The organism is Rathayibacter sp. AY1A3 (assembly GCF_002930975.1).
Classification (GTDB): domain Bacteria; phylum Actinomycetota; class Actinomycetes; order Actinomycetales; family Microbacteriaceae; genus Rathayibacter.
In genome coordinates, this window is sequence record NZ_PSTO01000054.1 from 1 (window position 1) to 18,416 (window position 18,416).

The window sequence follows — 18,416 nt, forward strand, 5'->3', positions numbered from 1 at the left end:
CATCGTCCGCGAGAGCACCGGCCCGGCCCCCGCCGCCTCCTGATGCTTCCGCGGGCCGGCTCCGCGGAAGCATCAGGAGGCGGCGGGGGCCGGGCCGGTGCTCTCGCGGACGATGAGGCGGGTCGGCACGAGCGAGACGCCGGTGCGCTCGCCCGACTCGAGCTCGCGCAGGAGGATGTCGACCGAGCGGCGGCCCGTGTCGCCGAAGAACTGGCGCACCGTCGTGAGAGGCGGCCAGAAGCTCGCCGACTCCTGCATGTCGTCGAAGCCCGCGACGCTCACCTCGCCGGGCACGGCGCGTCCGGCCTCGTGCAGGGCGCGCAGCACGCCGAGCGCCATCTGGTCGTTGGCGGCGAAGATCGCGGTGACCTCCGGATCGGCGGCGAGCCGCTTGCCGAGGCGGTAGCCGGAGTCGGTGGACCAGTCGCCGACCAGCACCTCCGGCACCGGGGCGCCGCGCTCGATCAGGGTCGACTCCCACGCCTCGTGGCGGCGCTCGGCGGAGTAGGAGCGGTCGGGGCCGGCGATGTGGTGCACGGTGCGGTGGCCGAGCCCGAGCAGGTGCTCGACGGCCTGGCGGGCGCCCGACATCTGGTCGGTGTCGACCACCGGGTACTTCTCGCCGCCGGCGGAGTCGACGACCACCACGGGCAGGTCCGGCGGGAGGACGATGTCTGCCTCGTCGAGCAGGTGCGCCTCGACGATGATGATGACGCCGTCGACCGCCTCCTCGCTCAGCCGGTGGAACGCGACCGACACCTCGCCCTGGGTGGGGTGGGAGACGGGGATGAGGGTGATCGAGTAGCCCGCGTCGGCGGCCGCGATCGCGATGGCGTCGAGGGTGCGCATGTTGCCGAACGAGGACAGCGTGAACATGATCACGCCGATGCTGTGGAAGCGGCCCGTCCGCAGGGCCCGCGCCGCGCTGTTGGGCCGGTAGCCGAGGGCCCGCATCGCCTCGAGGACCCGCTCGCGCGTCTCGCCGTCGACGTTCTGCTTGCCGTTCGACACCCGCGAGACCGTCTGGCCCGAGACGTTCGCGCGCCGGGCCACGTCGGCCATCGAGACGCCGCGTCGCGGCCGGGTGGACGGGGACGGGCGGTCGGTCTCGAGTGACATGGGCTTCCCTTTATAGCGCGCCGCCCGTCAGCCGTGGTGCATCGTGCGCCGAACCGTGACGCAGGAACAGTCGCGGGTGGCGACGTGGACATGCTACGGTGACGCTCTGCCATGTTGACGTGAACATGGCGGGCCCGCACTACTCCCCGAACGGAATCCCATGACGACGACGTCTCCCCCCGTCCCGCTGAGCGAGGTCGCCCCTCCGGCGTCCCCCCTCGCGGCCCCGAAGTCGCGGGCGAAGAGCGAGTGGAAGGGCCTGGCGTTCGTCGCCCCCTTCCTCGTCGTCTTCCTCCTGGTCTTCATCGCCCCGGTCGTCTACTCGATCTACCTCAGCCTCTTCCGCGAGCAGCTGGTGGGCGGCAACTCCTTCGTCGGCTTCGCGAACTACGCCGCGATCTTCACCGACCCGAACTTCTGGGAGGGCTTCGGCCGCGTCCTGCTGTTCCTGGTCGTGCAGGTCCCCGTGATGCTCGTGCTGGCCCTCGTCGCGGCCCTCGCGATCGACAGCGGGCGCCTCCACGGCACCGGCTTCTTCCGCATCGTGGTCTTCCTCCCCTACGCCGTCCCCGCGGTCGTCGCGGTGCTGATGTGGGGCTTCATCTACGGCGACAACTTCGGCCTGGCCGCGAACGTCAACGACCTGCTCGGCTCCGACGTCGTCCAGCCCTTCTCGCGCGACTGGATCCTCGCCTCGATCGGCAACATCGTCACGTGGGAGTTCGTGGGCTACAACATGCTCATCTTCTACTCCGCGCTGAAGACGATCCCCGGCGAGCTCTACGAGGCGGCCGAGATCGACGGCGCCGGCCCGATGCGCGTCATCCGCTCGATCAAGCTGCCCGCCCTGCGCGGCGCGATCGTCATCGCCACGATCTTCTCGATCATCGGCAGCTTCCAGCTGTTCAACGAGCCGAACATCCTCCGGACGCTGGCGCCGAACATCATCACCACCTACTTCACCCCGAACATGTACGCCTACAACCTGTCCTTCGCCGGTCAGCAGTACAACGCGTCGGCCACGGTCGCCATCGTCATGGGCGTGATCACCGCGGTGATCGCCTACGTCGTGCAGCTCCGCGGCGCGCGGAAGGAGAACTGATGGCCCTCGCGACCGCTCCCCGGACGCCCGCCCGCGCCCCGAAGCGCCCGGCCGCCCGCCGCGGCTCCTCGGTGCAGCCCAAGAAGTCGATCGCCTTCACCCTGCTGATGTCGGTCTTCATCCTCTACAGCCTCGTGCCGCTGGCCTGGCTGGTCATCAACGCGACGAAGACGCAGGCCGGCCTGCTCTCGAGCTTCGGCCTCTGGTTCGACGGCGACTTCGTCTTCTTCCAGAACATCGCCGACACCCTCAGCTACCGCGACGGGATCTTCCTCCGCTGGCTCGGCAACACCCTGCTCTACGTCGTCGTCGGCGCCGGAGGAGCGACGCTCCTGGCCACGCTCGCCGGCTACGGCCTCGCGAAGTTCCGCTTCACGGGCCGCAAGGCGGTCTTCGCCGTGGTGCTCGGTGCGATCGCGGTCCCCGGCACGGCCCTCGCCGTCCCGACGTTCCTCATGTTCAGCCAGCTCGGCCTGACCAACACCCCGTGGGCGATCATCATCCCCTCGCTGATCAGCCCGTTCGGCCTGTACCTGGTGTGGGTCTACGCGGTGGAGTCGGTGCCCACCGAGCTGCTCGAAGCGGCGCGGATGGACGGGGCGGGCGAGTTCCGCACCTTCTTCACCATCTCCATCCGCCTCCTCGCCCCCGGCATCGTGACCGTGCTGCTGTTCTCGGTCGTCGCGACCTGGAACAACTACTTCCTCCCGCTGATCATGCTGAGCGACCCCACCTGGTACCCGCTCACCGTCGGCCTCAACCAGTGGAACGCGCAGGCCACCGGCGTCAGCGCGCAGCCGATCTACAACCTCGTGATCACGGGCTCGCTCCTCACGATCATCCCCATCGTCGTCGCCTTCCTCGGACTCCAGCGCTTCTGGCAGTCCGGTCTGAGCGCCGGCAGCGTCAAGGGCTGAGCCCTCCCCCTACCCATCCCCCGGCCGGAGCGTCCTGCCCCGTCCACAGCACCCGCAGCACGAAGAAGTGAAGGGAAACACCACCATGAAGATCGCCCGTTCCGCCCTCAGGCGGACCCTGACGGTCGCGGCCGTCGCGGCCCTGGCCGCCGGCTCCCTCGCGGCCTGCTCGTCCACCTCCGGTGGCGGCACGACCACGAGCGCCGGCTCCGCCGCCGACCTCGACTCCGCCCTCGAGGCCGGTGGCAAGATCACGTACTGGAGCTGGACCCCCAGCGCCGAGGCGCAGGTCGCCGCGTTCGAGAAGGCCTACCCGAAGGTCGACGTCGAGCTCGTCAACGCCGGCACCAACAAGGACGAGTACACCAAGCTCGAGAACGCGATCAAGGCCGGCTCGGGCGCCCCCGACGTCGTCCAGATCGAGTACTACGCCATGCCGCAGTTCGCGCTGTCGGACTCGCTCCTCGACCTGTCGCAGTACGGCATGGGCGACCTCGAGGACAAGTACTCCGCCTCCACCTGGGGCAGCGTCAACATCGACGGCAAGCTCGTCGGCCTCCCGCAGGACTCGGGCCCCATGGCGCTGTTCTACAACAAGACCGTCTTCGACCAGTACGGCATCGCCGTCCCCGCCACCTGGGACGAGTACGTCGCCGCGGCCGAGAAGCTGCACACCGCCGACCCGTCGAAGTACATCACCGCCGACACCGGCGACGCCGGCTTCGCGACCAGCATGATCTGGCAGGCGGGCGGCGAGCCGTTCACCACCGACGGCACGGACGTGAAGATCGACCTCGCCGACGAGGGCACCGCCAAGTGGACCGGCGTCTGGAACCAGCTCGTCGAGAAGAAGCTGCTCTCGGACACCCCCGCCTGGGGCGACGAGTGGTACAAGGGCCTCGCCGACGGCTCCATCGCCTCGCTGGTGACCGGCGCCTGGATGCCCGGCGTGCTGGAGTCCAGCGTCCCCGACGCCTCCGGCGACTGGGCCGTCGCGCCGATCCCGACCTACGACGGCACCGCCGTCAGCGCCGAGAACGGCGGTGGCGGCCAGTCCGTCACCAAGCAGAGCGAGAACCCGGCGCTGGCCGCCGCGTTCCTGCGCTGGCTGAACAGCGACCAGGCCTCGGTCGACGTCTTCCTGCAGAGCGGCGGATTCCCGTCGACCACGGCCGACCTCGACAGCTCGGACTTCACCGGTCAGGAGTCGGAGTACTTCGGCGGCCAGAAGATCAACGAGGTGCTGACCCAGGCCTCGAAGGACGTCCGCTCCGGCTGGTCGTACCTGCCCTACCAGGTCTACGCGAACAGCGTCTTCGGCGACACCGTCGGCCAGGCGTACGCCAACGGCACCAGCCTCGACCAGGGCCTCGCCGATTGGCAGAGCAAGCTCGTCCAGTACGGCAACGCGCAGGGCTTCACCGTCTCGGAGTAGCACCACTGCTCGACGCGGGGCCGGCCGGATCGCTCCGGTCGGCCCCGCGTCGTTCTCACGCTCGGACACACCGGGCACCGATCCTGAGGGGGATCCAGATGACCACCGCTCCCGAGAGCCGCTTCGCCATCGGCACCGCCGACTTCGAGCTCGACGGCCGCCCGCACCGCATCCTGTCGGGGGCGCTGCACTACTTCCGCATCCACCCGGACCTCTGGGCCGACCGGATCCGCAAGGCCCGCCTGATGGGCCTGAACACCATCGAGACCTACGTCGCCTGGAACGCGCACGAGCCGCGCCGCGGCGAGTGGCGCGAGGACGCCGGGCTCGACCTGGGCCGCTTCCTCGACCTGATCGCCGCCGAGGGCATGCACGCGATCGTGCGCCCCGGCCCCTACATCTGCGCGGAGTGGGACAACGGCGCCCTCCCGGCCTGGCTCTTCCGCGACCCCGAGGTGGGCGTGCGCCGCTCGGAGCCGAACTACCTCGCCGCGGTCAGCGACTACCTGCGCCGCGTGTACTCGATCGTGGCCCCGCGCCAGATCGATGCCGGCGGGCCCGTGGTCCTCGTGCAGATCGAGAACGAGTACGGCGCGTACGGCTCCGACAAGGAGTACCTGGCCGAGCTCGTGCGGGTGACCCGCGACTCCGGCATCACGGTCCCGCTGACCACCATCGACCAGCCCACTCCGCAGATGCTCGCCGACGGCAGCCTGCCGGGCCTGCACCTGACCGGCTCGTTCGGCTCGCGGACCACGGAGCGCCTCGCGACGCTGCGCGAGTTCCAGCCCACCGGCCCGCTGATGTGCATGGAGTTCTGGTGCGGCTGGTTCGACGACTGGGGCACCCAGCACCACACGACGGACGCCGACGCCTCCGCCCAGGAGCTCGACACGCTGCTCGCGGCCGGCGGCTCGGTCAACATCTACATGTTCCACGGCGGCACCAACTTCGGCCTGACCAGCGGCGCGAACGACAAGGGCCGCTACGCCGCGATCACGACGAGCTACGACTACGACGCCCCGCTCGACGAGGGCGGCGACCCGACCGCGAAGTTCTGGGCGTTCCGCGACGTCCTCGCGCGCTACGCGCCGGTGCCGGAGGAGGTGCCCGCGGTGCGCCCGCCGGCCCCCGCCCTGACCGCTCCGCTCGTCCCCGGCCCGGCGCTGCTCGGCCTCGGCCAGGCGTTCGGACCGGCCGCGCACCTCGACGCGATGGCCAGCTTCGACGACCTCGGCCACGACGACGGCTTCGTGCTCTTCACGACGACGCTCGACGGCTCCTCCGCTCCGGCCCGCCTCGTGGTGGGCGAGGAGGTGCGCGACCGCGCCTGGGTGCTGCTGGACGGCGTGCCGGTGGGCGTGCTGGCGCGCGACCACCACGAGCGGGCGCTGACTCTGCCGAGCGGACGGGGCGAGCTCGCGATCCTGGTCGAGAACCAGGGCCGGGTGAACTACGGCACGCGCATCGGCGAGCACAAGGGCCTGATCGGAGGCGTGACGCTCGACGGCGCCCCGCTGACCGGCTGGGCGGCGCGTGCCCTCGCGCTGGAGTGCCTCCCCGACCTGGCCGTCGCGGCGCCGGCGTTCTCGGCCGGACCCCAGCTCGCCTCCGGCTCGTTCGACCTCGACGAGCAGGCCGACCTGTACGTGGACACGCTGCACTGGGGCAAGGGACTGGTCTGGGTGAACGGCTTCCTCCTCGGACGCTACTGGCGCCGCGGACCGCAGCGGACGCTGATCGTCCCCTCGCCGGTCACCCGCGCCGGCCGCAACCGCGTCGTGGTGCTGGAGCTGGAGGGCATCGCCGAGCCGGAGATCCGCCTGCTCGCGGGAGCCGAGCTCGGGCACACCGAGATCTGAGCGGCGGAGCGGAGGCGCGAGCGGCCGTCGGAGGCGTGGGTTCGGGGTTCCCGGCTCCGTCGTGCGGGTGGGGCCGGGCCGACTCCGATCTGCACGCGCTGCCGGACCGCCTCCGGTCTGCGGGTGCCACCGGGCCGCCTCCGTCCTGCGGGCGGCGCCGGGCCGCCTCCGGGACGCGGGGCTCTGCTAGCCTCAGGCGCCCCGGTGCGGCGCCGGCGGGCGAAGGGGGAGACATGATGTCCAAGACACTGCTGCGTACGACTCTGGTCGGAGGCGCGCTGCTGCTCGCCCTCTCGGGCTGCGCGGGGACCGCGACGAGCGGATCGACCCTCCGCCCGTTCACCCCGACGCTCCCCTCGTCGTCGGCCGCCCCGTCCGCCACCGCGACGGCCGCCGCCCCTGCCGCCGACACCGCTCAGAAGACCGGCGAGCAGGTGGCCGCCGTGCTGACCGGGGTGCAGTTCGTGCCCGGCGAGTACGCGAGCATCCAGGAGATGCTCGACTCGATCTACCCCGGCCTCACCGCGACCGACGCGAGCTGCCTCTCGCCGTTCGGCCTGGGCTGGGACACCGCGCAGCCCGCCGCCGGACTTTCGTACGGCACCAGCGCCGACCGCTCCATGACCGCCGTCGTGTCGAGCACCGGCACCGCCGACGCGGCCGCCTCGCTCCTCGCGAGCGCCACCGACGCGACCACGCGCTGCGCCTCCGGCTCGACGCTCTTCGCGATGCAGGGCGTGCCGGTCGAGACGACCGTCGAGCGCGCCGAGCAGACGCTGACCGGCGCCGACGAGACGCTCGGCTGGAAGGTGTCCGGAGCCGTGGGCGGAAAGCCGTTCTCGCTCGTGGGCATCACCGCGCGCGTCGGCGGCGACGCGGTCGCGCTCGTGGGCTGGGACCCGACGACGAACACCTCGTACGTCCCGCGCGCGACGCAGCTCGTCGTCGACGGGCTGTAGGGCGCTGGGCGCTGGGCGCTCTGGCTCTGGCTCTGAGCTCTGAGCTCTGAGCTCTGAGCTCTGAGCTCTGAGCTCTGAATCCTGCGCTCGGCCGTCCTCCCCTCCGCGAGAGTCCAGGAGTTGTCGCACTCGACGCCGAGTGCGACAACTCTTGAACAGTGGGCGCGGGTCGAGCGCCGGGACTCCGAGCTCTGAGCTCTCAGCTCTGCACTTCGACGCCCTCTCCTTCGCGACTGTCCGGGAGTTGTCGCACTCGACGCTGAGAGCGACAACTCTTGAACAGTGGGCGGAGGATCAGGCCGAGCGCCTGAGCTCAGAGCGCTGCGCGTTGCGCGTTGCGCGTTGCGCGTTGGGCTTCGGGCTTCGGGCTTCGGGCTTCGGGCTTCGGGCTTCGGGCTTCGGGCTTCGAGCTTCGGGCTTCGGGCTTCGGGCTTCGGGCTTCGGGCTTCGACGCTCGCTCCTCCGCGAGAGTCCAGGAGTCGTCGCAGTCGACGCCGAGTGCGACGACTTCTGAACAGTGGGCGGAGGATCGGGGCGGAGCGGGCACCGGGCACCGCGCACCGGGCACCTCGCCGGGCTCCAGCCACCCCGCACGGCGCTGGAGCGAGCCTCAGGCCAGCCAGGAGAGGGTGCCGCCGTGGGCGGCCGCGCTCGCGAGCGGGACGCCGTCGGCGGCGAGCAGGAACCGGGTCGGCTCGGGAGCCGTGCGGTCCCCGCGCGCGGCGACGAGGTGCGGGAGCAGCGCCTCCGCCTCGAGCGTCACCAGGCTCGCGCCGCGATCGGCGACCGTCGCCAGGACACTCTCGCGCGCGGCCCACGGAAGATAGACCAGGGTCCCGAGCGAGACGACCACCGTCCGCAGACCCGGCGGCACCGCGTCGAGCAGGGCGGGCAGCTCGGCGGCCGCATCGCCCGCGACGATCGTCGGCGGGTCGTCCTGCAGAGCCTCCACGGCCGAGCGGAGCCGCGCGGTCCGCTCCGGACGGTCGGGCGGGAGCAGTGCCTCCAGCCAGGCGACGTCCTCGGGCGAGCGTGCGTCGAGCGGCGCCAGGTCGAGCCCCCGGCGCCATGCGACGACCGGCAGCCGCCCCGGCGCCGCGCCTCCGCTCACCGCGCACCGCAGCAGAGGCGCGCCCGACCCGAACCTCGTCTCGCCGTCGCTCGCCGTGAAGGCGTAGGAGTACCGCTCCGGCGCCAGGCAGAGCCCTGCGGAGGCGCCGATCTCGACGAGCGCCACCGGCTCACCGGGTTCCGTGATCCGCTCCAGCGCTGCGACCAGGGGCGCGCACCGCAGCGCCTCGTTGGTCTGCGTCCTCCGCTCGGCGGCGATCGGTGCCACCCGCGCCCATTCGCTCCGGAGCCACGCGGCGAATCCGGCGCCGTCGACGTCGGGCACGCCGAGCAGCCGCGCGACCGAGAAGAGCAGGGACGGCTGCCGGTGCTGCGCGGGCAGCTCGTCGATCAGGGCGAGGAGGCGCGCATCCTCCGCGACGGCGAGCGCCCACTCGACCTGCCGCTCGGAGGTCTGCGCGAGCTCGACGGCGGCGCGGCGGAAGCGGTCGGCGGAGGAGGGCATGCCTCCATCCTGAGGGAGCGGCGGAACGGTGCCTGCAGGCGGGCGGAGGACCTGCGCGCCGGGCGACGGCCCCGTCCCCGCGGATGTCGGTGGTCGCCGGTAGAACGGACTCATGTCCGACACCGCTCCGAGCCCCGCGTCCGCGCCGGTCCGCGAGCGGCGCCTGCTCGACATCCGGCGGATCTACGCCGAGCCGGCCGCGCTCGAGCTGCCCCGCGGGCAGGAGGTCGTGGCGCGGTGGCCGGGCGCCGAGATCGTGCCCGTCGAGTCGCACTGGCTGATCCCGGAGGTGCACGGCGACGAGGCGAACGTCGCGCGCTGGGTGCGCATCAAGACGGAGGCGCTCGTGCTCGGGGTGAAGAAGTCGCTCGTCACGCGCCCGAACGGCCGCTCGGCCGACTTCATCGCCCCCTCCACCGCCAACGGCTGCGCCATGGCGTGCGTCTACTGCTACGTGCCACGGAGGAAGGGCTACAGCAACCCGATCACGCTCTTCACGAACATCGAGCAGATCCAGCGCCACCTCGCCCGTCACATCGCCAAGCAGGGCCCCAAGGCCGAGGCGAACCAGTGCGACCCGGAGGCCTGGGTCTACGACATCGGCGAGAACAGCGACTGCTCCGTCGACGCGCTGCTGAGCGAGAACGTCCGCGACCTCTGCGAGCTGTTCCGGATGTCGCCCACCGCCAAGGCGTCCTTCGCGACCAAGTACGTCAACCGCGAGCTCCTCGAGTGGGACCCGCTCGGGCGCACGCGCATCCGGTTCTCGCTGATGCCCGCCGAGACGGCGAAGGTCACCGACATCCGCACCTCGCCGATGGCCGAGCGGATCGCGGCGATCAACGACTTCGTCGACGCCGGCTACGAGGTGCACGTCAACTTCTCGCCCGTGATCCTCACCGAGACCTGGCAGCAGGACTGGACCGAGCTCTTCGACCAGCTCGACGCCGCCCTCCACCCGCGGGCGAAGGCGCAGCTCGCGGCCGAGGTGATCCTCCTCACGCACAACGAGGGCCTGCACGAGGTGAACCTCGGCTGGCACCCGAAGGCGGAGTCGCTGCTCTGGCAGCCGGGACGCCAGGAGCAGAAGGTCTCCGAGAACGGCGCCGTCAACATCCGCTACCGACGCGACCTCAAGCGCGCCGCCCTCGACCGCTTCCGCGCCCTCCTCGCCGAGCGCCTCCCCTACTGCCGCGTCCGCTACGCCTTCTGAGCGTCGGCACCCCCGCCGGAGCGGCGGCGCGACGACTCGCGGAGGAGCGCACCCTCCCGCGCACGCCGAGACACCGCCGGCCCGCCCGACACACCGCCGTTGAGGCGGTGTCTCGCGCACGAGCACGGTGTCTCGACGCAGCCGCCCCGCCCTTCGGAGGCACCCGCAACTGAGCCCCGGAGTCACCCGGCTGGGAGTACGCCCGGCGGCCGGGGCCACTGCTTCGCATTCCGGATAGCGGCACGTGCCCTCCGAACGAGGGGCGTACTTTCGGAGAACAGCCGGAGGGACGGCCCGACCGCCCGACTCCACGGGCCTGCAGAGCAGGCGTCAGCGGGGATCGACGGCTCGGCGCGACGGCATCCGGTCTCGACATCCCGGAGCCCGGCACCCCCGGATCGACACTCCGGACACTCGACTCGGCGGCACAGCACACCCCGGGTCCTGCTCCCCACGAACACCCCCACCATCTCGCACTCCCCCTCCCGGCGGCACTCGCCGGGGCACCCCACCGTCGCGGCCGGCACCCGCGACACAGCACAGAACGGCGGCACGCACCATGGGCGCTCTCCTCTACGGCACTCCCCCCACCTCGCACGAGATCGACGACCGCGCGCTCGCGCACCTCCAGATCGTCATGATCAACAAGTTCCGCCGCGACGAGGCGTTCGCCTTCCAGCTCGACGCCTCGAGCGCGCACGGCACCGGACGCCAGACGCTCTGGCTGCACCCGACCATCCCTCTCCAGTTCTCGTTCCACGGAAGCCGCATGCCGGCGATCAACGCCACCTGGGTGCGCGCACTGATGGAGGAGGCCAACAGCGGCCGGGGCCTGCGGATCGTCACCGAGCCGGCGCAGCAGCCCGAGTCCTCCGGGCTCACGCACGCTGCCTGAGCGCGCCGTGTCCAGGCGCGACGACGACGAGCCGATGGAGGTCACCGACTTCGTCGAGCTCGCCGGTGCGGTGCACGACGACGCGGGCTTCGAGTGCTCCTCCACTGTCGACGGTGTGACGGGCGCGCTCTGCGTGCTGCCCGACTCCCTGGTGCTGCGGAGCGCCGGCACCGGCGACTCGACCCGCGTCGGCACCCGCGACATCCGCTCCTGGCGGGCCACTCCGGCCGGCGCCACCTTCTCGCTCGCCGTGGAAGCCGGAGCGCGGCACACCGTGGTGCTGCTCACGCAGTTCCAGGCGGCGACCGTCCAGGCCATGACCCGCGCCGCCGGACCCGCGACTGGTTTATCCGCTTAACGAATTCCCCGTTCGGGGCACGCGGTGAGGAGCGCTCCTCGTGCGACCCTGATCGGGATGAACGAGAAGGACGAGGTCATGCGCTCCGACATCGGCGGGCGTGACATCGAGCAGGCGCGGGCCCTCTTCGAGCAGTCGTACAACGGGCACCGCTTCGTCGTCGAGCCCGGCGAGGACTTCTCGTACCGCTACACCTCCGTCGGCGACGGCGATGTGACGCTCCGCGGCAGCCAGTTCGCCGGCTCCGTGCAGGGCTCGATCCAGACCGAGGGCGAGTACGTCGTCTCGTGGCTGACCGCCGGCGCGGGCGTCACCGATCTCGACGGCGACGCGGTGACCCTCGGATTCGGGCAGCCGGCGATCTTCGTCAACGACCGCCCCAGCCGGTTCGAGTTCCACGACTACCGCCAGAACCTCATCCACTTCGACGGCGCGTACCTCGAGGGCATCGCGGAGGAGGTCGAGGGCACCCGCGGCCCCCTCCTCTTCGACACGACCTCACGGCCCGAGGGCGCGGCGCTGCGGCGCTGGTCGGCGACCGTCGCGACGGTCGCCCGGGTGATCTACGACGCCGACAGCTCGCCGCTGCTGCGCCGCGAGGCCGACCGCGCGGTCGCCGTCGCCCTGCTCGAGACCTTCCCGCACTCGACGCTGGACACTCCCGGCGACCTCGGAGTACCCCGCTCGGGGCGCCTCCGCCAGGCGATCGAGTACATGTACGAGCACGCCCACGAGCCGCTCCGGACCGAGCAGATCGCCGACGCGGCGGGCATCGGCCTGCGGACGCTGCAGACCGAGTTCCGGCGCGAGTTCGGCTTCACCGCGGTCGACTACCTGCGGCGGATCCGGCTGGACGGCGTGCAGAAGGAGCTGCGGGCGGGCGAGTCCGGAGTCGTCAGCGTCAGCGAGGTCGCACGGCGCTGGGGCTTCGCGCACCTCGGCCGGTTCTCGGCCTCGTACGCCCACCGCTTCGGCGAGCGCCCCAGCACCACGCTGGACACCTGAGGCGTCAGAGGTAGTCGGTCCCGCCGTCGTCCTCGCTGTCGTCGCCCTCGCCGCGCGGCTGCACGGTCGGCCGCGCGGGCTGGAGCCGTCGGGTCTTCTCGCGCATCGACTCCACCGCCTCCGGATCGTCGAGGTCGACGCCGCGGTCGAGCGCCGGGCTGGTGAAGAGCTGGCTGGCCGGTCCGACCAGGAGACGGGTCTCGCCTCGCAGCCCCTCGTCCGAGAGCGACGGCACCACGACCAGGTCCGACTTCCCCACGTTCGCCAGCGCCTGCGCGTACTCGACGACCGCCGAGCACACCTCGTCGCCCAGCAGCACGAATCCGCTCGCGTAGTACAGCTTCTGCATCTCGCCCTCCCCTGGATCCCGGACCGCCCCTCCGGTCGGCCCGTCCCCCGACGCTAGGACGGCGCCGACCGGGCGCCCCACCCCTTGACGGGGGTGGGGCGGAGGGGTCAGAGTCCGCGCGGAGGGGTCAGTCGCAGCGCGGTCGCGAGCGCCTCGACGACGCGGGTCGCGCGCACGTCGCCGACCCCCTCCATCCGGTTGGTGAGGAACGCGAAGCCGACTCCCGCGTCCGGGTCGGCGAAGGCGACCTGTCCGCCCGCGCCGTCGTGCCCGAAGCCGCTCGGCGTGAGGTACCGGCGCGCGTCCGTGCCGAGCTGGAAGCCGCAGCCCCAGGCCGGCCACGGGCCCGGCACCGGCCACACCGGCGGGCCGCTGCTGAGCGGAGCGGTGGCCCGCTCGATCGTCGCGTCCTCGAGCAGCCGCACGCCGTCCGTCTCGGTGAACGCCGCCGACCAGATCGCGGCGAGCGCCCGGGCCGAGCCGATGCCGCCCGCCCCGGGGATCTCGGCGGCCTGCAGCACGGGATCGTTGAAGCCCGTGCCCGGTCCGACGAGCTCGACGGGCAGCGCACCGCCGAGGGTCATCGCCCGCTCGCCCCAGTCGACGACTCCGGGGGTGCGCGCCGCGGCCTGCGCCGCCGTGAGCTCGGCGAGGGTGGGGCCGACGAGCATCGTCGCGACGCGGCCCTGCTCGGAGGCGGGCAGCCCGATCCACGCCTCCGCGCCGACCGGTCCGGCGATCCGCTCCTGGAACGCGGCGCCGACGCTCCGCCCGGTCACCCGGCGGATCACCTCGCCGATCAGCCAGCCGTGCGTGATCGGGTGGTACGCGTACCCCGTGCCCGGCTCCCACAGGGGCTCCTGCTCGGCGAGGCGCCCGGCGACGAGGTCCCAGTCGGCGAGGTCGGCGGTCGTGAGCGGGAGGCGGGGGGCCGAGAGCCCGGCCCGGTGGGCGAGCAGGTCCTGCACGCGCACGTCGGCCTTGCCCGCCGCGGCGAACTCGGGCCAGTAGTCGGCCACCCGGGCGTCGTAGTCGAGCAGCCCCTCCTGCACGAGACGTGCGGCGAGGAGGGAGACGAGGCCCTTCGTGCACGAGAAGACGACGCTGAGGGTGTCCTCCCGCCACGGCTCCTCCGCCCCCGCCTCTCCCGCCCAGAGGTCGACGACCGGCCGGCCGTGCAGCCGCACCGCGACCGCCGCTCCCGAGCCGGGCCGGACGGCCTCGGCGAAGGCATCGCGGACCCCCTCGAACCCGGGCTCCACGACTCCGTGCACCGCGGTCACCCCTTCACCGCGCCCTGCAGCAGAGCGGTGATGAACTGCCGCTGGAAGATCACGAAGACCAGGATCGTCGGCACGATGATCAGCAGCGCGCCCGCGTTGAGCAGCGGGATGCTGTTGCTGTACTGCCCCTGGAAGAAGGTGAGCGCTCCGGCGACGGTGCGGTCCAGCGGATCGGAGACGAGCACCACCGGCAGGAGGAACTGGTTCCAGGTCCAGAGGAACAGCAGGATCGCGAGCGCCGACAGGGCCGGGCGCGCGAGCGGCAGCTGGATCCGCCGGAACTCCTGCCAGGTCGTCGCGCCGTCCACGCGCGCCGCCTCCGAGAGCTCGGACGGGATCCGGACGAAGTGCGCGCGCATCCACACGACGCTGAAGGGCATGTAGAGCCCGATCAGCGGCAGGATGATCGCCCACTGCGTGTTCAGCAGGCCCAGCGACTGGATCTCGTAGTACAGCGGGATGATCAGCGACTCGAACGGGATCGTGAGCCCGAGGATGAGGAACACGAAGACGAACCCGCCGCCGCGGATGCGCAGGTTGCCGAGCGCGTAGCCGGCGAGGGTCGCGAAGAGCAGGCTGATCGGGACGACTCCGAGCACGATCAGGGCGCTCGACCCCATGAGCTGCAGGACGTGCCCGGTCTCGAAGGCCTGGGCGAAGTTGCCCCACTGCGGGTCCGTCGGCCAGGTGAGGCCGGTCGGATTCACGTCCGCCGGCTGCAGCGCCGCCGAGAGCATGTTGACCAGCGGGATGACGGTCAGCACGAGCACGACGATCAGGACGACGCGGCCGATGACGACCTCGGACTTGGTGACGATCATCGGTCGCTCACTCTCGAGAGGCGCTGGAGGGGGAGGACGCAGGCGAGCACGAGCACCATCAGCACGATCCCGAAGGCGGAGGCGAGACCCACGTCGCTCTGCGTGAAGCCGATCCGGTAGATCGAGATGCCGGGCACCAGAGTCGAGCGGCCGGGGCCGCCGAGCGTGGTCGTGTAGATGATGTCGAAGCTGCTCAGCGCCGCGATCACGGTGATCGTGGTGAGCACCGAGATCTCCTGGCGCAGGCCCGGGACCGAGATGGTGAAGAACTCCCGCAGCCACGTGCCGCCGTCGAGACGGATGGCCTCGTAGAGCGAGACGTCGATCTTGCCGATGCCGGTGAGGAAGAGGACCGTGCAGAGCCCGGTGAGCACCCACGAGCCGATCAATCCGACGGCGGGGAGGGCGGTCTGGAAGTCGCCCAGCCACGGCCGCGCGAGCGAGCCGAGCCCGACGGCCTGCAGGATCTGGTTGACCGCTCCGGTCTGCGAGTACATCCACGACCAGGCGATGCCGGCCGCGGCGAGCGGGATGATCTGCGGCAGGAACAGGATCGTCTGCGACACGCTCGAGAAGACGCCGGGGCGCATCGAGCGCAGCAGGCTCGCGAGGACCAGGCCCGCCGAGACCGGGATCACCGTGAAGTAGAGGATCAGCACGAAGGCGTTGCCGATCGAGCCGAGCAGGTCCGGATCGGTGAACACGCGGAGGTAGTTCGAGAAGCCCACCCACTCGGAGGGGCCGACGCCGTTCCACTTGTAGAACGAGTACTGCACCCCGGTGATCAGCGGATAGATGACGAACGCGATGTAGACGAGCAGGGCCGGCACGACGAAGAGCCAGCCGACGAGGGTCGCCCGCCGCGCCGCAGTGCTCCTGCGGCGCGGCGCCCCGCTCCGGCCCCCGCGGTCGACGGCGCTCGAGACGAGAGGGCCGGCCGCGGTCATCCGGCGAGTTCCTTCGCGTAGAACTCCTGCACGGCCGTGACGAAGTCCTGGCCGGAGATCTGGCTGGTCACCAGCAGCTGCGACTCCGGGATGATCGCGCCCGCGTAGATGCCCGCGGTCGCGTTCGACATGAAGTCGACCTGGCCGTCCTCCGCGCCGATCTGCGCCGACATGGCGAGCGCCTGCTCGAGCAGCGAGCCCGACTCGACCTCGGGGAGCGCCTGGGCCGGGTCGCCGCCGGGAGCGGCACCGGTCACGTCGACGACGATCTGGCGCGCGGCCTCGTTCGTGTGGATCCAGTTGAGGAAGAAGACGATCTCGTTGAGGTGCGACGACTTCGCGGCGACCGAGAACGAGTTGGCGGCGCCCATGGCCACGTGGTTCCCGCCCTCCTCGGCCGGGGGCACCAGGAAGAAGTCGACGCCGTCGCCCATCTTGGTCTGCGTGTCGGCGGCCGCCCAGTTGCCGTTGAAGGCGAACAGGCCCTCGCCGCCCTGGAAGCGGCTGACGAAGGAGGAGTAGTCGATCGCGTTGATGTCCGAGGGGAAGTAGCCCGCGTCGGCCCAGGTGCGGACGAGCTCCGCGCCCTTCACGTTGCCGTCGGTCTCGTAGGTGGCGCCGGGGACCGTGAAGATCCAGTCGGCCATCTCCTGCTTGTCGGCGTACTGGTTCATCGCCGCCTGCACGACGAAGTTGACCACCCCGTCCTTGTCGCCGGCCATGATCGGCAGGACGCCGCCGGCCTTCGCCTTCGCGAGGTCCTCCTCGAACTCGGCGAGCGTGGTCGGCGGGGCGTCGATCCCGAGCTGCTTCGCGAGCTCGAGGTTCATGTAGATGCCGGTGACGCTGTAGCCCAGGCCCAGCTGGTAGAGCGAGCCCTTCCCGCGGACGCCGTCGGAGTCGACGCGGAGCGGGGCGAGCTGCGAGGCCGACCAGGCGTCCCAGCCGTAGGCGTCGAACCACGGGTCGAGGTCGGCGAGGAGGCCGTCCTTGACGGTGTCGCCGATGGTGGGCAGGCGGATGAGGTCCGGCGGGGTGTCGCTCGCGAGCAGCTTCGGCGAGTTGGCGGTGAGGTTCGCGAAGGTGTCGCGGTTGATGGTGAATGTGACGTTCGGGAACTGCTTCGTGAACTCCTCCGTCAGCTTGTCGGTGACGGGGAAGCCGGTCTCGTCGGCGATGACGAGCTCGACGGTGTCGCTGGTGAGCTCAGTGCTCACGTCGACCGAGGAGCTCGCTGCCGGAGCGCTCGAGCCTCCGGGCGCGCAGGCGGCGAGGGTGAACAGGGCCGCGACCGAGCCGGCGCCGACCAGGACGGTCCTGCGGCCGATCGGCGTGCCGGGGGTGGGGAAAGACATGCGGTGACTCCTTCGTCGTGGGTGCAGGTGCTGCTGGTGCCCGGCCGCCCGGAGGGGCTCGAGCCGCGGCTCCGGACGGCCGCCTGAAACCTTTGAGCGGGGGACTAAAAGGTTTCAGGTGTGGATATAGTCTGTGCACACGGAAGACTTGTCAAGGGCGACGGCGGGAGGCGGCGGGCATGGCGAAGAAGCGCGTGACGCTCGCCGACGTGGCCCGCGAGGCCGGGCTGTCGATCTCGGCCGCGTCGATGATCCTCAACGGGAAGCCCGAGACCGGACTGTCGAAGGACGCCCACGAGCGGGTGTTCGCCGCCGCCGAGGCGCTGCACTACCGGCCCAACGTCGCCGCCCGTGGGCTCCGCACCGACAAGACCCGCACGATCGGCTTCATCTCGGACCAGATCGCGACCACGCGCTTCGCCGGCGGCCTGATCAAGGGCGCGCTCACGGCGGCCGAGGCGGCCCGGCACGTCGTCCTGCTCCTCGAGACCGGCGGCGATCCGGCGCGCGAGGCCGAGGCCGTCGACGCGGTGCTCGACCGCCAGGTCGACGGCATCATCTTCGCCTCGATGCGCTCCCGCGAGTTCTACGTGCCGGAGCTGCCCGCCTCCACCTCCGTGGTGATGCTCAACGCGACGAACTCGCAGCACCCCGCGTCGATCCTGCCCGACGAGTACGCGGGCGGGCGCGCCGCGGTGGAGCTGCTGCACGCGCACGGCTACCGCGACGGGATCGCGCTGATCGGGCAGAACGACGAGGTCGAGCGCGACCGCTTCCGCTCGGCGACGGTGGCCGAGCGCGTCGCCGGCATCCGCGACGCCATGGCCGAGAAGGGGCTCGCGTTCGTCGCCGAGGAGTCGATCCCCGACTGGGAGCCCGAGCACGGCCACCGCGCGGTCGCCGACCTGCTGGCGCGGCGCGATGACATCCGCCTCCTGCTCTGCCTCAACGACCGGATGGCGTTCGGCGCCTACCAGGCGGTCGCGGAGGCGGGACTCTCGATCCCCGGCGACGTCGCCGTGGTGTCGTTCGACGACGACGAGCTGGCCGCCTACCTCCGCCCCGGGCTGACGACCGTGGCGCTGCCGCACGAGGAGATGGGCCGCCGGGCGGTCGAGCTGCTGCTCAGCGGCGCTCCGGGAGAGCGGGTGCTGGTGCCGATGCCGCTGGTGGAGCGGGCGTCGACGCGGCGGGTCTGACGGGGCGGGGCTGATCGGGGA

17 protein-coding genes are annotated in these 18,416 nt (G+C 71.6%); 10 read left to right on the top strand and 7 right to left on the bottom strand.

Features of this window, described 5'->3' with window-relative positions; translation table 11 throughout:
* Nucleotides 1–72: 72 nt before the first annotated feature.
* Entirely contained in the window at nucleotides 73–1,119 is a 1,047-nt protein-coding gene (locus C5C10_RS16470; protein WP_146076621.1) for a LacI family DNA-binding transcriptional regulator, read from the bottom strand.
* Nucleotides 1,120–1,279: 160 nt separating this feature from the next.
* Between C5C10_RS16470 and C5C10_RS16475 the strand changes: the two genes are divergently transcribed.
* The 5 genes from C5C10_RS16475 (at nucleotide 1,280) to C5C10_RS17960 (ending at nucleotide 7,394) form a co-directional block, all read left to right on the top strand.
* Entirely contained in the window at nucleotides 1,280–2,221 is a 942-nt protein-coding gene (locus C5C10_RS16475) for a carbohydrate ABC transporter permease (protein ID WP_104223405.1), read from the top strand.
* Nucleotides 2,222–2,328: 107 nt separating this feature from the next.
* Nucleotides 2,329–3,138: a carbohydrate ABC transporter permease gene (locus C5C10_RS16480; protein WP_258062773.1), complete on the top strand. Its 810-nt coding sequence runs from the start codon at nucleotides 2,329–2,331 to the stop codon at nucleotides 3,136–3,138.
* 85 nt (nucleotides 3,139–3,223) lie between these two features.
* Nucleotides 3,224–4,573 carry a sugar ABC transporter substrate-binding protein gene (locus C5C10_RS16485; protein ID WP_104223423.1) on the top strand — a complete coding sequence of 450 codons (1,350 nt, stop codon included), beginning with the start codon at nucleotides 3,224–3,226 and terminating at the stop codon, nucleotides 4,571–4,573.
* Nucleotides 4,574–4,671: 98 nt separating this feature from the next.
* Nucleotides 4,672–6,435, top strand: a complete 1,764-nt coding sequence (locus C5C10_RS16490; RefSeq protein WP_104329804.1) for a beta-galactosidase family protein — start codon at nucleotides 4,672–4,674, stop codon at nucleotides 6,433–6,435.
* Between the two features lie 233 nt (nucleotides 6,436–6,668).
* Entirely contained in the window at nucleotides 6,669–7,394 is a 726-nt protein-coding gene (locus C5C10_RS17960) for a hypothetical protein (protein WP_104329805.1), read from the top strand.
* Nucleotides 7,395–8,004: 610 nt separating this feature from the next.
* Here C5C10_RS17960 and C5C10_RS16505 read toward each other — a convergent pair.
* Complete coding sequence (locus tag C5C10_RS16505; RefSeq protein ID WP_181073500.1) at nucleotides 8,005–8,970, bottom strand: DUF2332 domain-containing protein; 966 nt, start codon at nucleotides 8,968–8,970, stop codon at nucleotides 8,005–8,007.
* 112 nt (nucleotides 8,971–9,082) lie between these two features.
* On the opposite strand from C5C10_RS16505, the gene C5C10_RS16510 reads away from it, so the two are divergent.
* The 4 genes from C5C10_RS16510 to C5C10_RS16525 all read left to right on the top strand — a co-directional run bounded on the left by C5C10_RS16510 (nucleotide 9,083) and on the right by C5C10_RS16525 (nucleotide 12,441).
* Complete coding sequence (locus C5C10_RS16510) at nucleotides 9,083–10,183, top strand: spore photoproduct lyase family protein (protein WP_104329808.1); 1,101 nt, start codon at nucleotides 9,083–9,085, stop codon at nucleotides 10,181–10,183.
* A 559-nt stretch (nucleotides 10,184–10,742) separates the two neighbouring features.
* On the top strand, nucleotides 10,743–11,078 hold the full coding sequence (locus tag C5C10_RS16515) for an ATP-dependent DNA ligase (protein ID WP_104223411.1): 336 nt from the start codon (nucleotides 10,743–10,745) through the stop codon (nucleotides 11,076–11,078).
* Nucleotides 11,079–11,085: 7 nt separating this feature from the next.
* Complete coding sequence (locus C5C10_RS16520; RefSeq protein WP_104223412.1) at nucleotides 11,086–11,436, top strand: hypothetical protein; 351 nt, start codon at nucleotides 11,086–11,088, stop codon at nucleotides 11,434–11,436.
* Nucleotides 11,437–11,493: 57 nt separating this feature from the next.
* Nucleotides 11,494–12,441 carry an AraC family transcriptional regulator gene (locus C5C10_RS16525; RefSeq protein ID WP_104297620.1) on the top strand — a complete coding sequence of 316 codons (948 nt, stop codon included), beginning with the start codon at nucleotides 11,494–11,496 and terminating at the stop codon, nucleotides 12,439–12,441.
* A 4-nt stretch (nucleotides 12,442–12,445) separates the two neighbouring features.
* Here the strand turns inward: C5C10_RS16525 and C5C10_RS16530 are convergent, their stop codons facing one another.
* The 5 genes from C5C10_RS16530 to C5C10_RS16550 all read right to left on the bottom strand — a co-directional run bounded on the left by C5C10_RS16530 (nucleotide 12,446) and on the right by C5C10_RS16550 (nucleotide 17,196).
* Entirely contained in the window at nucleotides 12,446–12,790 is a 345-nt protein-coding gene (locus C5C10_RS16530) for a hypothetical protein (RefSeq protein WP_104223414.1), read from the bottom strand.
* A 107-nt stretch (nucleotides 12,791–12,897) separates the two neighbouring features.
* The gene (locus C5C10_RS16535; protein ID WP_104329809.1) at nucleotides 12,898–14,073 is read right to left on the bottom strand and encodes a serine hydrolase domain-containing protein; all 1,176 of its coding nucleotides are present in this window, start codon (nucleotides 14,071–14,073) and stop codon (nucleotides 12,898–12,900) included.
* Nucleotides 14,070–14,894, bottom strand: a complete 825-nt coding sequence (locus tag C5C10_RS16540; protein WP_104239126.1) for a carbohydrate ABC transporter permease — start codon at nucleotides 14,892–14,894, stop codon at nucleotides 14,070–14,072. Before C5C10_RS16540 ends, C5C10_RS16535 begins: the two co-directional genes overlap by 4 nt.
* Entirely contained in the window at nucleotides 14,891–15,841 is a 951-nt protein-coding gene (locus C5C10_RS16545) for a carbohydrate ABC transporter permease (RefSeq protein WP_104329810.1), read from the bottom strand. Before C5C10_RS16545 ends, C5C10_RS16540 begins: the two co-directional genes overlap by 4 nt.
* On the bottom strand, nucleotides 15,838–17,196 hold the full coding sequence (locus C5C10_RS16550; RefSeq protein WP_104250416.1) for an ABC transporter substrate-binding protein: 1,359 nt from the start codon (nucleotides 17,194–17,196) through the stop codon (nucleotides 15,838–15,840). Before C5C10_RS16550 ends, C5C10_RS16545 begins: the two co-directional genes overlap by 4 nt.
* 179 nt (nucleotides 17,197–17,375) lie before the next feature.
* Between C5C10_RS16550 and C5C10_RS16555 the strand changes: the two genes are divergently transcribed.
* On the top strand, nucleotides 17,376–18,395 hold the full coding sequence (locus tag C5C10_RS16555; protein ID WP_104239129.1) for a LacI family DNA-binding transcriptional regulator: 1,020 nt from the start codon (nucleotides 17,376–17,378) through the stop codon (nucleotides 18,393–18,395).
* Nucleotides 18,396–18,416: the final 21 nt, after the last annotated feature.

What these genes read in the sequence shown, in the direction of transcription:
- C5C10_RS16470 (WP_146076621.1), bottom strand. Translation starts at nt 1,119, where the DNA reads ATGTCACTCGAGACCGACCGCCCGTCCCCGTCCACCCGGCCGCGACGC.
- C5C10_RS16475 (WP_104223405.1), top strand. Translation starts at nt 1,280, where the DNA reads ATGACGACGACGTCTCCCCCCGTCCCGCTGAGCGAGGTCGCCCCTCCG.
- C5C10_RS16480 (WP_258062773.1), top strand. Translation starts at nt 2,329, where the DNA reads ATGTCGGTCTTCATCCTCTACAGCCTCGTGCCGCTGGCCTGGCTGGTC.
- C5C10_RS16485 (WP_104223423.1), top strand. Translation starts at nt 3,224, where the DNA reads ATGAAGATCGCCCGTTCCGCCCTCAGGCGGACCCTGACGGTCGCGGCC.
- C5C10_RS16490 (WP_104329804.1), top strand. Translation starts at nt 4,672, where the DNA reads ATGACCACCGCTCCCGAGAGCCGCTTCGCCATCGGCACCGCCGACTTC.
- C5C10_RS17960 (WP_104329805.1), top strand. Translation starts at nt 6,669, where the DNA reads ATGATGTCCAAGACACTGCTGCGTACGACTCTGGTCGGAGGCGCGCTG.
- C5C10_RS16505 (WP_181073500.1), bottom strand. Translation starts at nt 8,970, where the DNA reads ATGCCCTCCTCCGCCGACCGCTTCCGCCGCGCCGCCGTCGAGCTCGCG.
- C5C10_RS16510 (WP_104329808.1), top strand. Translation starts at nt 9,083, where the DNA reads ATGTCCGACACCGCTCCGAGCCCCGCGTCCGCGCCGGTCCGCGAGCGG.
- C5C10_RS16515 (WP_104223411.1), top strand. Translation starts at nt 10,743, where the DNA reads ATGGGCGCTCTCCTCTACGGCACTCCCCCCACCTCGCACGAGATCGAC.
- C5C10_RS16525 (WP_104297620.1), top strand. Translation starts at nt 11,494, where the DNA reads ATGAACGAGAAGGACGAGGTCATGCGCTCCGACATCGGCGGGCGTGAC.
- C5C10_RS16530 (WP_104223414.1), bottom strand. Translation starts at nt 12,790, where the DNA reads ATGCAGAAGCTGTACTACGCGAGCGGATTCGTGCTGCTGGGCGACGAG.
- C5C10_RS16540 (WP_104239126.1), bottom strand. Translation starts at nt 14,894, where the DNA reads ATGATCGTCACCAAGTCCGAGGTCGTCATCGGCCGCGTCGTCCTGATC.
- C5C10_RS16545 (WP_104329810.1), bottom strand. Translation starts at nt 15,841, where the DNA reads ATGACCGCGGCCGGCCCTCTCGTCTCGAGCGCCGTCGACCGCGGGGGC.
- C5C10_RS16550 (WP_104250416.1), bottom strand. Translation starts at nt 17,196, where the DNA reads ATGTCTTTCCCCACCCCCGGCACGCCGATCGGCCGCAGGACCGTCCTG.
- C5C10_RS16555 (WP_104239129.1), top strand. Translation starts at nt 17,376, where the DNA reads ATGGCGAAGAAGCGCGTGACGCTCGCCGACGTGGCCCGCGAGGCCGGG.